The organism is Desulfomicrobium aestuarii (genome assembly GCF_055385525.1).
This window is the reverse complement of sequence record NZ_AP042427.1, coordinates 3464590-3478824: the sequence shown is the minus strand read 5'-3', so window position 1 is coordinate 3478824 and position 14235 is coordinate 3464590. Positions and strand designations below refer to the sequence as shown.

At 63.0% G+C, this 14235-nt stretch carries 11 protein-coding genes; 6 read left to right on the top strand and 5 right to left on the bottom strand.

The window, feature by feature from the left end; all coding sequences use genetic code 11:
- Positions 1 to 7: 7 nt before the first annotated feature.
- The 6 genes from pruA to ACZ5AC_RS15970 all read left to right on the top strand — a co-directional run bounded on the left by pruA (position 8) and on the right by ACZ5AC_RS15970 (position 7995).
- Positions 8 to 3013, top strand: a complete 3006-nt coding sequence (gene pruA, locus ACZ5AC_RS15995; protein ID WP_464248568.1) for an L-glutamate gamma-semialdehyde dehydrogenase — start codon at positions 8 to 10, stop codon at positions 3011 to 3013.
- A gap of 444 nt (positions 3014 to 3457) precedes the next feature.
- Positions 3458 to 4588 carry a branched-chain amino acid ABC transporter substrate-binding protein gene (locus tag ACZ5AC_RS15990; RefSeq protein ID WP_464248567.1) on the top strand — a complete coding sequence of 377 codons (1131 nt, stop codon included), beginning with the start codon at positions 3458 to 3460 and terminating at the stop codon, positions 4586 to 4588.
- Between the two features lie 63 nt (positions 4589 to 4651).
- Positions 4652 to 5557: a branched-chain amino acid ABC transporter permease gene (locus ACZ5AC_RS15985; RefSeq protein WP_464248566.1), complete on the top strand. Its 906-nt coding sequence runs from the start codon at positions 4652 to 4654 to the stop codon at positions 5555 to 5557.
- Positions 5554 to 6510, top strand: a complete 957-nt coding sequence (locus tag ACZ5AC_RS15980; RefSeq protein WP_464248565.1) for a branched-chain amino acid ABC transporter permease — start codon at positions 5554 to 5556, stop codon at positions 6508 to 6510. Before ACZ5AC_RS15985 ends, ACZ5AC_RS15980 begins: the two co-directional genes overlap by 4 nt.
- Positions 6507 to 7271 (top strand): ABC transporter ATP-binding protein, encoded by a 765-nt coding sequence (locus ACZ5AC_RS15975; protein ID WP_464248564.1) that lies wholly within the window; start codon positions 6507 to 6509, stop codon positions 7269 to 7271. Before ACZ5AC_RS15980 ends, ACZ5AC_RS15975 begins: the two co-directional genes overlap by 4 nt.
- 10 nt (positions 7272 to 7281) lie before the next feature.
- Positions 7282 to 7995, top strand: coding sequence for an ABC transporter ATP-binding protein (locus ACZ5AC_RS15970; RefSeq protein WP_464248563.1), 714 nt, complete (start codon positions 7282 to 7284; stop codon positions 7993 to 7995).
- An 87-nt stretch (positions 7996 to 8082) separates the two neighbouring features.
- On the opposite strand, the gene ACZ5AC_RS15965 is transcribed toward ACZ5AC_RS15970, so the two are convergent.
- The 5 genes from ACZ5AC_RS15965 to ACZ5AC_RS15945 form a co-directional block, all read right to left on the bottom strand.
- Positions 8083 to 8544 carry an EVE domain-containing protein gene (locus ACZ5AC_RS15965; protein ID WP_464248562.1) on the bottom strand — a complete coding sequence of 154 codons (462 nt, stop codon included), beginning with the start codon at positions 8542 to 8544 and terminating at the stop codon, positions 8083 to 8085.
- Positions 8545 to 8683: 139 nt separating this feature from the next.
- The gene (locus ACZ5AC_RS15960) at positions 8684 to 9355 is read right to left on the bottom strand and encodes a zinc ribbon domain-containing protein (RefSeq protein WP_464248561.1); all 672 of its coding nucleotides are present in this window, start codon (positions 9353 to 9355) and stop codon (positions 8684 to 8686) included.
- A 15-nt stretch (positions 9356 to 9370) separates the two neighbouring features.
- A complete protein-coding gene (gene qmoC, locus ACZ5AC_RS15955) occupies positions 9371 to 10597 on the bottom strand; it encodes a quinone-interacting membrane-bound oxidoreductase complex subunit QmoC (RefSeq protein WP_464248560.1) in 1227 nt (408 codons plus the stop codon).
- An 11-nt stretch (positions 10598 to 10608) separates the two neighbouring features.
- Positions 10609 to 12900, bottom strand: coding sequence for a hydrogenase iron-sulfur subunit (locus ACZ5AC_RS15950; protein ID WP_464248559.1), 2292 nt, complete (start codon positions 12898 to 12900; stop codon positions 10609 to 10611).
- A 3-nt stretch (positions 12901 to 12903) separates the two neighbouring features.
- Positions 12904 to 14145 carry a CoB--CoM heterodisulfide reductase iron-sulfur subunit A family protein gene (locus ACZ5AC_RS15945; protein ID WP_464248558.1) on the bottom strand — a complete coding sequence of 414 codons (1242 nt, stop codon included), beginning with the start codon at positions 14143 to 14145 and terminating at the stop codon, positions 12904 to 12906.
- Positions 14146 to 14235 lie beyond the last annotated feature (90 nt).

Sequence of the window (14235 nt, the reverse complement as noted above, 5' to 3'; positions counted from 1 at the left end):
ACGAGGAATGGACAGTTCAGCTTTGGACAAAAAGATCCGCGAGCGCGGCAAGGAGTTCTTCGCCAGCATTTCCGGCGAGGCGCCTTCCATCTTCAACAAGGGCTGGTGGACCGGCAAGGTCATGGACTGGTCCATGAAGAACGAAAACTTCAAGGTTCAGCTTTTCCGCTTCGTCGACGTCCTGCCCTACCTGAACACCTCCGACTCCCTGACCCGCCACATCGACGAGTATTTCGCCGGCGACGACCAGGACGTGCCCAAGGTCCTCAAATGGGGCGCGGGCGCCATGGGCTCGGGCCTGGGCGGGAAGCTGGCCGCCGGCCTCATGGCCAAGACCATCCGCTCCAACATCGAGGGCATGGCCAAGCAGTTCATCATCGGAGAGAACACCTCCGACGCCATGAAGAACCTGAAGAAGATCCGCAAGGACGGCTTCGCCTTCACCGTCGACATCCTGGGCGAGGCCACGGTCAGCGAGATCGAGTCCGAAGCCTACCTGAACGAGTACATGGAGCTCCTGGCCGCACTCAAGAAGGAGCACTCCTCCTGGCCGGCCCTGGGCGTGGGCGAACGGGACTGGGGACACGCCCCCAAGGTCAACATCTCGGTCAAGCCCACGGCCCTCTTCTCCCAGGCCTCGCCCAAGGACTTCGAAGGCTCCGTGCGCGGCATCCAGGACCGTCTGGCCACCATCCTGCGCAAGGTGAAGGAGATGAACGGCTTCATGCGCATCGACATGGAGCAGTACAAGTTCAAGGACATCACCCTTGAGGTGTACCGTCGCCTGCGTTCGAGCGAGGAGTTCCGCGACTACCCGCACCTGGGCATCGTCCTGCAGGCCTACCTCAAGGACACGGACCAGGACCTGGCCGAGCTCCTGGCCTGGGCCCGGGCCGAGAAGCTCCCCATCTCCATCCGCCTGGTCAAGGGCGCCTACTGGGACTACGAGACCGTCATCGCCAAGCAGAACGGCTGGGACATCCCGGTCTGGACCGTCAAGGCCGAGAGCGACGCGGCCTTCGAGCGCCAGGCCAGGGTCATCCTGGAAAACCATGACATCTGCCACTTCGGCTGCGCCTCCCACAACATCCGCACCATCGCCGCGGTCATGGAGACGGCCAAGGAGCTGAACGTGCCCGACGAGCGCTACGAGTTCCAGGTGCTCTACGGCATGGCCGAACCCGTGCGCAAGGGCCTCCTGAACGTGGCCAAGCGCGTGCGCCTCTACGCCCCCTACGGGGACCTGCTGCCCGGCATGGCCTATCTGGTGCGCCGACTGCTGGAGAACACGGCCAACGAGTCCTTCCTGCGCCAGTCCTTCGCCGAGGAGGCCGAGATCGACCGCCTGCTGGAAAACCCGGTCCAGACGGCCGAACGCGAGAGGGCCTGCCGCGTGCCCAAGGCGGAGGCCGAGGCCAAGGGCCTGCCCCGCTTCGAGAACGAGCCCTTCGCCGACTTCACCAAGGAGTCCGTGCGCAAGGCCTTCATCGACGCCGTGGCCCAGGTCCGCTCCCAGCTCGGCCGCGAATACCCGCTCATCATCGGCGGCAAGGAAGTGCGCACCTCCGACACCCTGCCCTCGGTCAACCCGGCCAACCCGAGCGAAGTCATCGGCACCATCTGCCAGGCGTCCACCAGGGAGATCGACCTGGCCATCGAGGCCGCCAAAAAGGCCGCCCCGGCCTGGAAGGCCCTGTCCCCCGAGGAGCGCGCCGGCTTCCTGGTCAAGGCCGCCGAGGTCGCCCGCAAGGAGATCTTCACCCTCTCGGCCTGGCAGACCCTCGAGGTCGGCAAGCAGTACGACCAGGCACAGGCCGACGTGGCCGAGGCCATCGACTTCCTGGAATACTACGCCCGCGAGATGATCCGCCTCGGCAAGCCCCAGCGCATGGGCCGCGCCCCGGGCGAGATGAGCCAGCTCATCTACCAGCCCAAGGGCATCGCGGCCGTCATCGCCCCCTGGAACTTCCCCCTGGCCATCAGCTGCGGCATGAGCGCGGCGGCCATCGTGACCGGCAACCCGGTGCTGTACAAGCCGGCCGGCCCGTCCTCGGTGGTCGGCTTCACGCTGGCCGAGATCTTCCGCAAGGCCGGCCTGCCCGACGGCGTGTTCAACTACGTGCCGGGCCGCGGCTCGGTCATGGGCGACTACCTCGTCGAGCACCCCGACGTCTCGCTGATCGCCTTCACCGGCTCCATGGAGGTCGGGCACCGCATCATTAACAAGGCCTCGGTGGTCCACCCCGGCCAGAAGCAGATCAAGAAGGTCATCGCCGAACTGGGCGGCAAGAACGCCATCATCATCGACGACGACGCCGACCTGGACGAGGCCATCAGGGAAGTGCTCCACTCGGCCTTCGCCTTCCAGGGCCAGAAGTGCTCGGCCTGCTCGCGCGTCATCGTGGTCGAGCCCATCTACGCCAAGTTCATCGAGCGCCTGGTGGAGGGCGCCCGCTCCCTGGCCGTCGGCCCCGCCGAGGACCCGACCTACTTCATGGGCCCGGTGGTCGACGACAAGGCCCAGGCCAACGTCCTCAAATACATCGAAATCGCCAAGAGCGAGGGCAAGCTCCTGGTATCCAGCTCCGCACCGTCGAGCGGCTACTACGTGCCCCTGACCATCGTCGAGGGCATCACGCCCGAACACCGCATCGCCCAGGAGGAGGTCTTCGGCCCGGTCCTGTCGGTCATGAAGGCCAAGAACTTCGACCAGGCCATCGAGTGGGCCAACTCCACCCGCTACTCCCTGACCGGCGCCGTGTTCTCGCGCAGCCCCAGACACCTCGACCGGGCCCGCGCCGAGTTCAACGTCGGCAACCTGTACCTGAACCGCGGCTCCACCGGCGCCCTGGTCGAACGCCACCCCTTCGGCGGCTTCAACATGTCCGGCATCGGCTCCAAGGCCGGCGGCCCCGACTACCTCCTGCAGTTCATGGACCCGCGCGTGGTCTGCGAAAACACCATGCGCCGCGGCTTCGCCCCCATCGAGGCCGACGACGACTGGATCATCTGACGCGCTTCATCGATTCGCTTCGCGGCTTGCCGGACACCTCTCCGGCAAGCCTTTTTTTTGTCCGCACGATTCCCGCCTCAGGCCGCGACAAACCTTTGGTCCGAACAATCACCCATCACGGGGTCCGGAAATCCGCAATCATCCGGAATGAGACCGTGTCCAGCGATTGAAATTGAACAAAATTTCCTATATCGCCCTTTTTCCGAATATTCACCAAAGCAGAATCACCGCGGGTGAGCACCTTTCTCTTTTTGGAAAGAAATTGATTTCTAACCGGTTCTCATGTAGTCGTTTTTTACAAAATTTGCATAATTGTCCCGTCGTTACCGCTTCCGTCCCTTGTTTTTCCCGAAGGGGGTAATCCGGATTCTCCGGTTCCATATCTCACCCAAACCGGTCCGCCGTCCGCGGACCCAAGGGCTCTGCAACCTGAAGGAGGACTTCATGAAGAGAAAGCTGTTCACACTTGGATTCCTGACCCTGGCCCTCGTGGCGCTGACCCTGGGGTCGGCCTGGGCGAAGACCGTCCGCATCGGCCTCATGTGCCCCCTGACGGGCTCCTGGGCCAGCGAAGGCCAGGACATGAAGCAGATCGTCGAGCTGCTCGCGGCCGAGACCAACAAGGCCGGCGGCATTAACGGAGACCAGGTCGAGATCGTCATCGAAGACGACGGCGGCGACCCGCGCCAGGCCGCCCTGGCAGCCACCCGCCTGACCACCAAGGAAATTTCCGCCGTCATCGGCACCTACGGTTCCTCCGTGACCGAGGCCTCCCAGAACATCTACGCCGAGTCCGGCATCCTGCAGGTCGCCACGGGCTCCACGGCCATCCGCCTGTCCGAGAAGAACCTGCCCCTCTTTTTCCGCACCTGCCCCCGCGACGACGAGCAGGGCATGGTCGCAGCCAAGACCCTGAGCGCCCTGGGCTTCGCCAAGATCGCCATCCTGCATGACAACACCTCCTACGCCAAGGGCCTGGCCGACGAAGCCAAGTCCCTGCTCGAAAAGGAAGGCAAGACCATCGCCTTCTTCGACGCCCTGACCCCCGGCGAGCGCGACTACAACGCCATCCTGACCAAGCTGAAATCCGCCGCCCCCGACGTCGTCTTCTTCACCGGCTACTACCCCGAAGCCGGCATGCTGCTGCGCCAGAAAATGGAAATGGGCTGGAACGTGCCCATGCTCGGCGGTGACGCCACCAACAACCCCGACCTGGTCAAGATCGCCGGCAACAAGGCCGCCGAAGGTTTCATGTTCCTGAGCCCGCCCGTCCCGGCCGACCTCGACACCCCCGAAGCCAAGGCCTTCATGGACGCCTACAAGGCCAAGTACGGCACCGCCCCCGGCTCCGTCTGGGCCGTTCTGGCCGGCGACGCCTACCGCGTCATCGTCGAAGCCATCGCCAAGTCCAAGGAAACCTCCGGCGAAAAGCTCGCCGCCTACCTCAAGACCGAGCTGAAGGACTTCTCCGGCCTGACCGGCAAGATCTCCTTCAACGACAAGGGCGACCGCGTGGGCGACCTGTACCGCGTGTACAAGGTCGACGCCGCCGGCGCCTTCGTCCTGCAGCCGTAAACGCCAAGGGCTCCCCCGCTCGGGGGAGCCCTTTTTCATCAACACCTTGCCCTGGCGTTCATCATGGAAGAATTTTTTCAGCAGCTGACCAACGGTCTGGCGGTCGGAGGCATCTACGCCCTCATCGCCCTGGGCTACACCATGGTCTACGGGGTCATGAAGCTCATCAACTTCGCCCACGGAGACCTTTTCACCATCGGCGCCTACCTCGGCCTGACCCTGCTGGTGTCCTTCGGCCTCTTCGACAAGATCGGGCCGCTCCCGGCGGTGATCCTGCTGGCCGTCATGGTCATGATCCTGGTGGCCATCATCGGCGCGATCCTTGAACGGGTGGCCTACAAACCCCTGCGGCATTCGCCGCGGCTTTCGGCCGTGGTCTCGGCCCTGGGCGCGTCCATCTTCTTTCAGAACGCGATCATGGCCATCTACAGCCCCAAATTTCTGGTCTACCCCCACGACATCCTGCCCAAGGCCGCCGTCAACATTCTGGGCCTGGACATCCCGATCATGCGCATCATCCTGTTCATGACGTCCCTCGTGCTCATGCTGGCCCTCTACTTCTTCATCCAGAAGACCAAGATCGGCACGGCCATCCGCGCCGCGGCCATCGACCAGGGCGCGGCCAAGCTCATGGGCATCAACGTGGACCGCGTGATCATGCTCGTCTTCTGCATCGGCCCCGCCCTGGGCGGAGCGGCCGGTCTCATGGTCGGGCTCTACTACGGGCAGATCAACTTCAGTATGGGCTGGATGTACGGCCTCAAAGCCTTCACCGCCGCCATCCTGGGCGGCATCGGCAACATCCCCGGAGCCATGGTCGGCGGGCTGCTGCTGGGCGTCATCGAAGCCCTGGGCGCGGCCTACATCTCCATCGCCTGGAAGGACGCCATCGCCTTCTGCGTCCTGATCCTCATCCTCATCGTCAGGCCCACGGGCCTGCTTGGAGAAAGGGTGGCTGAAAAAGTATGAAATCGAGCAAAATCCTCTATCTCGTCTTCGCCGCGGCCATGGCCACGTGCCCGTTCTTCCTCAACGCCTACTGGACGGACGTCTTCAACAACGTCGGCCTGTACGCCATCCTGGCCCTGAGCCTCAACGTCATCCTCGGCCACTGCGGGCTCTTCCACATGGGACACGCCGCGTTCTACGCCATCGGCGCGTACACCGCGGCCATCCTGAACACCATGTACGGCGTCCCCGTGCTCTGGCTCATGCCCCTGGCCGGCATCCTGGCCGGGCTGTTCGCCATGATCGTGGCCCGGCCCATCATCCATCTGCGCGGAGACTATCTCCTCATCGTGACCATCGGCATCGTCGAGATCGTGCGCATCGCCCTCATCAACAACGTCTTCGACATCACCGGCGGGGCCAACGGCATCTTCGGCATCAGCCGCCCTTCGGTCTTCGGCTTCAAGATTTCCAAGCCAGACCACTTCTTCTACCTCATCTGGGGGTTCGCCGCCCTGACCATCTTCCTGCTCATGCGCCTGGAGCACTCCCGCTTCGGCCGGGCGCTCCTGTACATCAAGGAGGATGAGGTCGCGGCCGGCGGCAGCGGCATCAACGTGGCCCACCACAAGCTCGTGGCCTTCATCATCGGCGCGGTCTGGGCCGGCATGTGCGGCACCATCTACGCGGCCAAGATGACCATCATCGCCCCGGAGTCCTTTTCCTTCGCCGAGTCCGTCATCCTCTTCACCATCGTCATCCTGGGCGGATCGGGCAGCATCCCCGGCGTCATCGTCGGGTCCTTCCTGCTCGTTGGCCTGCCCGAAGTGTTCCGCGGCCTGGCCGAGTACCGCATGCTGGTCTTCGGCGCGGCCATGGTCCTCATGATGATCTTCCGCAACCAGGGCCTGCTGCCCCCCGGCCCGAAACGGTACGACGTCGCGGCCAGGCTCCAGGCGGGAGGTGCGCAGTGACCCTCCTTTCCGTCGACAACCTGAGCAAGAGCTTCGGCGGCCTCATGGCCGTGAACGACGTCACATTCGAGGTGGAGTCAGGCAGCATCGTCGGCCTCATCGGCCCCAACGGGGCGGGCAAGACCACGGTCTTCAACCTCATTACCGGCAACTACCAGCCCAACACGGGCACGGTGCTCTTCGACGGGCAGAACCTCGTCGGGCTTCCCACCCATACCATCGTTGAAAAGGGCATCGCCCGCACGTTCCAGACCATCCGCCTGTTCCAGAACATGACGGTCCTGGAGAACGTCCTGGCCGGAGCCCACTGCCGCATGCGCGCCGGGTGCATCGCGGCCATGCTGCGCACGCCCGCGCAGCGCCGGGAAGAAGAAGAGGCCATGCGCCAGGCCATGGGGGAGCTCGAGTTCGTGGGTCTTGGCAAGGAATGGCAGAACAAGGCCAAGAACCTGTCCTACGGCAACCAGCGTCTGCTGGAGATCGCCCGGGCCCTGGCCACCAAGCCCAAGCTCATCGTGCTCGACGAGCCCGCGGGCGGCATGAACGATCAGGAGACCCAGGAACTCATCACCCTCATCCGCGCCATCCAGGACCGCGGCATCACGGTGCTCCTGATCGAACACGACATGGGCCTGGTCATGCGCGTCTGCTCGTCCCTGGTGGTGCTTGAGCACGGGGCCAAGATCGCCTCCGGAACCCCCGCCGAAATCCAGTCCAACCCACGGGTCATCGAAGCCTATCTCGGCGCCGACTCCGAATAAGGTACCCGCCATGCTGCTCAAAATCGAAAATCTGCGCGTCAACTACGGCAATGTCGAAGCCCTGCACGGCATCAACCTCGAAGTGAACGAGGGCGAGATCGTGACCATCCTCGGCGCCAACGGAGCCGGAAAGTCCACCACCCTGAACGCCATCAGCGGCCTGGTGCAGATCACCGGCGGAGGCATATTCTTCCAGGACACGGCCCTGCACAAGCTCCCGGCCCACGAGATCGTCAAGCTCAAGATCACCCAGAGCCCCGAAGGCCGGCGCGTCTTCACGACCCTGACGGTGCAGGAGAACCTGATGCTCGGGGCCTTCACCTCGGTCAACACCGAGCGCATCCAGAAGAGCCTGAAGTGGATCTACACCCTCTTCCCCCGACTGGAAGAGCGCCGCAGGCAGCTTGCCGGAACCCTGAGCGGCGGCGAGCAGCAGATGCTGGCCATCGGCCGGGCCCTCATGGCCAACCCCAAGATCCTGCTCCTGGACGAGCCGAGCCTGGGCTTGGCTCCCATCCTGGTCAAATCCATCTTCGACACGGTCAGGGAGATCAACAAATCCGGCGTGACGGTCATTCTCGTGGAGCAGAACGCCAAGGCGGCCCTCAAGCTCGCCGACCGCGGCTACGTCATGGAAGTGGGCAACATCGTGCTGGCGGACACCGCCGCCAGCCTGCTTCAGAACGAACAGGTCCAGAAGGCCTACCTGGGCGGCGGCCACTAACCCCTTAAGCCGCATGGCAGAAAAGAAAAGCCACGCCGGATCCGCCGACGTGGCTTTTTCATTTCCACACGACGCGCGCGCGAGCCGTCACTCTCTGCCCAGGCGGCAAACGATCTCGAACTCCTCCTGCGTGACCGGCATGACCGACAGCCGCGAGCCCTTCTTCAGGAGCTCCATCCGCTCCAGCCCCTTGACCCCGCGCAACGCGGCCAGCGGGACAGGGTTCGCAAACTTCTCCACGAACTGCACATCGACCATGAACCACAGGGGCTTCTCTGGCGTAGACTTGGGGTCGTAATGCCTGTCCTCGGGATCCCAGGCCGTGTTATCCGGATATGCCTCCCTGGCCACCCTGGCGATGCCGGCCACCGACGGGTTCGTCACGCTGTGGTAAAAGAGGATCAGGTCGCCCACGCTCATTCCATCGCGCATGAAATTGCGCGCCTGGTAGTTGCGCACCCCGTCCCAGCTCGTGGTGCCTTCTGGCAGGGCCGCCAGATCGTCGATGGAAAAGCACCCTGGTTCCGTCTTCATGAGCCAATACTTCATCACCGCCTCCCCGACTGAAATTTTCCCGCACTGTCCCAGAATCGCGCAAGGTCGGCAACAACCCGCCTTGCGTCGCAGATGCAAAAAAGGCTTCCCCCGCGAACGGGAGAAGCCTTTGAGGCGCATATCAGGTCCGATTCTACCAGTTGGAATCGGCGAAGGGGTCCTGGGAACCACCGGAGAAGCCGAAATCGGTTCCGGCAGCTACTTCGGCGGGAGCGCCGGCAGCACCTTCGGCGGCGGGGGCGGCGCCTGCGGCAGCGGCCACACCGGCCACGCCGGCGACCACGACACCGGTCTTCTTCACTTCATCGACTTCCTTCAGCAGGGCTTCGAGCTTGCCGGTGAATTCGACGATGCGGGCTTCGGTGGTCACGAACAGGGCTTCGGCTTCGCCCTTCTTCTGGCCTTCGAATTCCTTGACCTTGGCGGCCAGGGCGGCGATTTCGGCGTCCTTGGCGGCCAGAGCCTTGGTCAGCTCATCGATCTTGGCGGCCTTGGCGTTGATCTGGCCCTTGTAGTCGGCCAGCTTGGCGAAAACTTCGTCCACTTCGGTCTTGGCCTTGACGGGCATGGGGGCCACGGAGACGGACTGACCCAGTTCGACCACCTGTCCCTTGGACATCTTGGTCAGCTCAGGGTGCTGCTCGTAAATCCAGGCCTTGGCCAGGGCGGCGGCGAAGGGCACGGAATCGGCATCCAGATCCTTCTGGGTCAGGTAGCCGAGCATCTCGGTCACATTGGCGCTGCCATCACCCTTCAGATAGGCCACAAACGTATCCATGGGAAAAATCTTGCGAGCTTCAGACATGGTGTCCTCCTTTAATTAAATAACAAAGATTTTATCGTCTTCGATGAGCTTTTCGCCGATGGGCAAACGACCTACGTACCGGGCGTAAATGAGCGCCGTGGTACGGTACACCAAGTGCCCCAGCTTGGACCAGGGCAGGTACCCGATGAGCATGAAGATGCTGACCAGGTGCACGTAATAGGTGAAGAAGGCCAAGGGGGCCACACCGGCCAGTCGGAACACTTCCGAACCGATGCCGGTCAGGGTCACGACCCAGATCACGCCGAGCAGATACCAGTCATAGTAGTTAGACCGGGATTTCGCGGTGTCCGCGTTGAGGCGGCGACGGGTCAGCAGGGTCAGGCCGGTCACCAGCAGGACGGCGCCCACGTTGGCCAGGATCTTGACCGGGCTCCACAGGGGCATGGGCGTATGCCCGAGAGGCGCGATGAAGTGCACGACCTTGCCGCCCCAGTGGCTCACCGCCACGATGGTGGTTACGATGGCGCACGCCACGAAGCCGTAAAACAGGATCTGGTGGCCCTTGACGCGCTCTTCGTCGGCCGGGCTGTCCACGCAGTTCTTGAACCTGGAGTGCTGCAGGATGTCGTACTTGACGGTGTCGATGATGGCTTCCTTCAGGCTCGGCTTCTTGTAGCCGAGAACAAAGGTCTGCCCCACCGTCGCCTTGAAGCCGTCGATCATGTTCTTGATGCCCATGCCGAAGCACAGACACACGCACAGGAACAGGAGCACGAACACCGGGTCGATGGTGAAGTCACCTGGGAAGAGGTTCCCGTAGACGATCTTGCCGTCTTCGGTCAGCGGGAAGAAGGTCCCGAGCATGGCGGCCCGGATCATCCAGATGATGGCGAAGAGGGCGGCCGGAATGCCTGCCAGGATGGGCAGGTGCTTGGGCGAACTCATCCAGGTGCCGATGATGGTCGGCGCGACGACCTTGCGGTACGCCATGTTGCGCAAGGCCGACATGAGATCGCCAGGCTTGGCGCCGCGGGGGCAAAGCTCGGAGCAGTTGCCGCAGTTGTGGCACAGCCAGATGTCGATGTCGTTGACGAGCTTGTCCTTGAGACCCCACTGCGCCCAGACCATCTCCTTGCGGGGATACGGGTTGTCGGCGGGAGACATGGGGCATGTGACAGAGCAGGTCGCGCACTGGTAGCACTTCTTGAGGTCCGCACCACCCACCTCCTGCAGTTCCTTGACGAACTGCAGATTAGGCTCGATTTTCACAGTTTTGGACATACATGCTCCTCCTAGTATCCCTTGAACGGGTTGGGGCCGAGCTTGGTGATCGCATCTACGAACTCGTCGATCATGCCGGGCACCTTGTCGTATTCGTCGATGGCCACCTGCATCTGCTGCACCCGTTCGGTTTCGATGCCGAGCTTGCCCAGGGTCTCGCCGATGTTGGCCATGCGGCGGTTGCACAGCTCGGAACCCTTGACGAAGTGGCACTGGTAGTCTTCGCCGTACTTGCAACCAAGGAGCAGACATCCGTCCGTTCCCTTGGACATGGCGTCGGCGATCCAGATGGTGTTCACGGAGCCGAGACAGCGGACCGGGACGATGCGGACGTACGGGCTCCACTTCTTGCCGCGCAGGGCGGCCATGTCGAGGGCCGGGTAGGCGTCGTTCTCGCAGGCCAGGATGAGCATGCGCGGACCGCCCACGGCCATGTCGTCAGGCACTTCGACCTGCTTGATGGCGGAACCGATCTGGTCGACGTTGTAGTTGTCGAAGAAGATGACGCGTTCCGGGCAGGCGCCCATGCACGTGCCGCAGCGGCGGCAGCGCGAGGTGTTGGGCATCGGGTTGCCCTTCTCGTCCTCGTCCAGGGCGCCGAAGGGGCATTCCTCGGTGCAGCGCTTGCACTGGGTGCAGCGCACGAGGTTGAACCTGGGGTAGGACAGGTCGCCCGAGCGGGGATGGACGGCCATGCCGCGGTTGGCGGACTCGAGGCACTGGATGGCCTTGAGGGCCGCGCCGGCGGCGTCGGTCTCGGTCGTGGACAGGGTCATGGGCTGGCGCACGGTGCCGGCGGCATAGATGCCGGTGCGGCGGGTCTCGTACGGGAAGCAGATGTAGTTGGAGTCGGCGTAGCCGCTGAAGAGCTCCAGATCGGGCATGGCCGGACCCTGGCGGTATTTCAGCTTGAGGATCGGGTCCAGGGCCGTGGTCGGCACCAGGGCCGTGGGCAGGACGAGCATGTCCACCTCGACCTCGATCTTGGAGCCCAGCAGCGTGTCCTCCAGGACCACGACGATGTCGCCGTCGCCACCGTCGCGCACGTCGTTGATGACGCCCTTGGTCATCATGACGCTCGGGTCGTTCTGGGCGGCCTTGTAGTAGAGTTCGTTGATGCCGGGCACCATCATGTGCTCGTAGACGACCATGGCCACGCCGCCGGGGATGAACTCACGCACGTAGTTGGCCTGCTTGAGGGCCGTGACGGAGGTCAGCTCGGAGCTGTAGTAGAAGTGCTTGCAGGTGTCCTGCTTGCTGAAGTTGGTCTTGGGCGCGTCGTCGGCTTCCTTGTTGGCAGCCGCGGCCAGGGCCGCAGCCTTGGCTTCGGCTTCCTTGGCCTCCTGCGGGACGAGCTTGTCGCCCACGCCGAGCAGGAACATGACCTTCTGGGGCTTGGCGCCGTCGCTCTTGCGCACGATGGCTCCGGCCTTGGCCATGGCCTCGAACTCGCGCGAGGTCACGACGTTCTTCAGCTTGCCGTAACCCAGGGGCTTCAGCACAGCCGTATCCTGCGGGACCCAGCCAGTGGCCAGGACCACGGAACCGCACGGAATGACGCGCTCTTCGCCGCCAACGGACACCGTCGCCTCGTAGTTGCCCGGGGCGCCGGCGATGCTCACGACTTCGCTCGAGAGCAGGACTTCGATCTTGTCGTTGCCGGTCACTTCGGCGATCTTCTTCTCCACTCCCGTGGGATGAGCCGCGTCGTAGGGGTAGGAAAGGGGGATGGTCTTGTACATGGTCGCGGCGGCGCCACCCAACACATCCTTCTTTTCCACCAGCGTCACGTCGTAGCCTACGGCGGCCACGTTCTTGGCCGCGGTCAGACCGGCCCAGCCGCCGCCGATGACCAGCACGCGCTTGACGACCTCGACCGAGTCCCCGGCGGGGATGTTGGCCTTCTGCAGCTTGACCACGCCCATGTTCACATAGTCGTTGGCCATCTTGTGCAGCAGCTCAGGCGTCTGTCCGGGCTGGACCTTCTCGCCGCTCGGGTCGGCGTAGCAGAGCACGCACTGCTCGCGCAGGTTGACGCGCTCGACCAGGACGCCCTCGCCGAACTTGTAGAAGTCCCACTCGACGCGCGGCGACGTGCCGCAGATGCAGACGGCTTCGATCAGCCCGGCGTCGATGTCCTTCTGGATCATCGCACGTCCGTCGTCGCTCGCCAGGCGGGGATGGGTCTTGACCACCGGACAGAGATCGCTCCATTTCTTCTGCACGCCTTCGCAGAGTTTCTGGATGTCCAGCACTCCGCCAAGGCTCGATTCGTCAAAGTATACACCAATCTTGTCGGCCATGTCCTACCTCCCTCTCACCGTCTGGATCGCTTTCATCGCTGCCCCGGTGGCAGACTGGGCCGACTTCATCACGTCCAGAGGTTGTTTGGCACAGCCAGCGGCGAAAATTCCCTTTTCCTCCCCGCCGATGATGAACCCTTCGGAGTCAACCGGGACATCGATGGGCAGGGAAGCGCCGGCCAGGCTGGGCTGCATTCCTGTGGCCAGAACCACGAGATCGAAACGTTCGACGGACTTGTTGCCGGACACCGCGTCTTCCACGGTCACCCACACATCGTCGCCCGCCTTGTCCTGCTCGACGGCAGCAACTTTGCCCTTGACGGCAAAGGTCTTCTCGTCGGCCAGCACCTTCTTGGCAAAATTATCGTAACGGCCAGGAGTACGCAGATCGATGTAGAAGATCGTGACTTCGGCGTCTGGGTACTGCTCACGGACATACTGCGCCTGCTTCAGGGATGCGGCGCAGCAGATGTAGGAGCAGTAGTGCAGGTGGTTCTCGTCGCGGGAACCGGCGCACTGCACGAAGGCGATTTTCTTGGGCTTGCGGCCGTCGGAGGGACGCACGATCTTGCCGTTGGTCGGACCGTAGGGCGAGGCCAGGCGCTCCATCTGCATGTTGGAAATGCAGTTCTTGACCTGACCGGCGCCGAGGTTGGTCAGCTTGGTGACGTCGTACGGCTTCCAGCCCGTGGCGATGACGATGGAACCTACGTTCAGCGTGATCGTCTTTTCGTCTTCGTTCAGGTCGAAGTAGTCGCACTTCTTGACCTTGGCCTTGTCGGAATCGCTCATCCCGGCCTTGTCGACGACATAGCGCTGCGGGAAGGCGAACGGGGCGTCCATGTACACCGGCTTGCGCGTGGCAAGTCCAAATTCGAAGTCGTTGACCACTTCCGAGTCGAGCGAGCTGCACAGATCGGAAAGATCGGGACTGCTGGGGCCAGCGTAGCGCGGCTTGATGCGGACGGTAACATCGTAGTTGCCGACCCCGCCTTCCACCTTGGTGACTTCAGCCAAGGTGAAAAACTTCACTTTGGGGTTGTTCTTGATTCGCTGATACTGGATTTCCAGGCCGCACGACGGTGGGCACAACTTCGGAAAATACTTGTTCAGCTGCATAACGCGTCCACCCAGAAATGGGGTCTTCTCTATGATGAAGACCTCATGACCGATCTCTGCGGCCTCAAGGGCGGCGGTGAGTCCTGCAAAACCACCACCTATGACAAGTATGCTGTTGCTAGCCATTAGATTCCTCCCAGAACACACATGTTGAAGGCCATAAAAATGAATAGAATGGCCCAAGCATGATCTATAACTACCAGAGGTTACAGATCA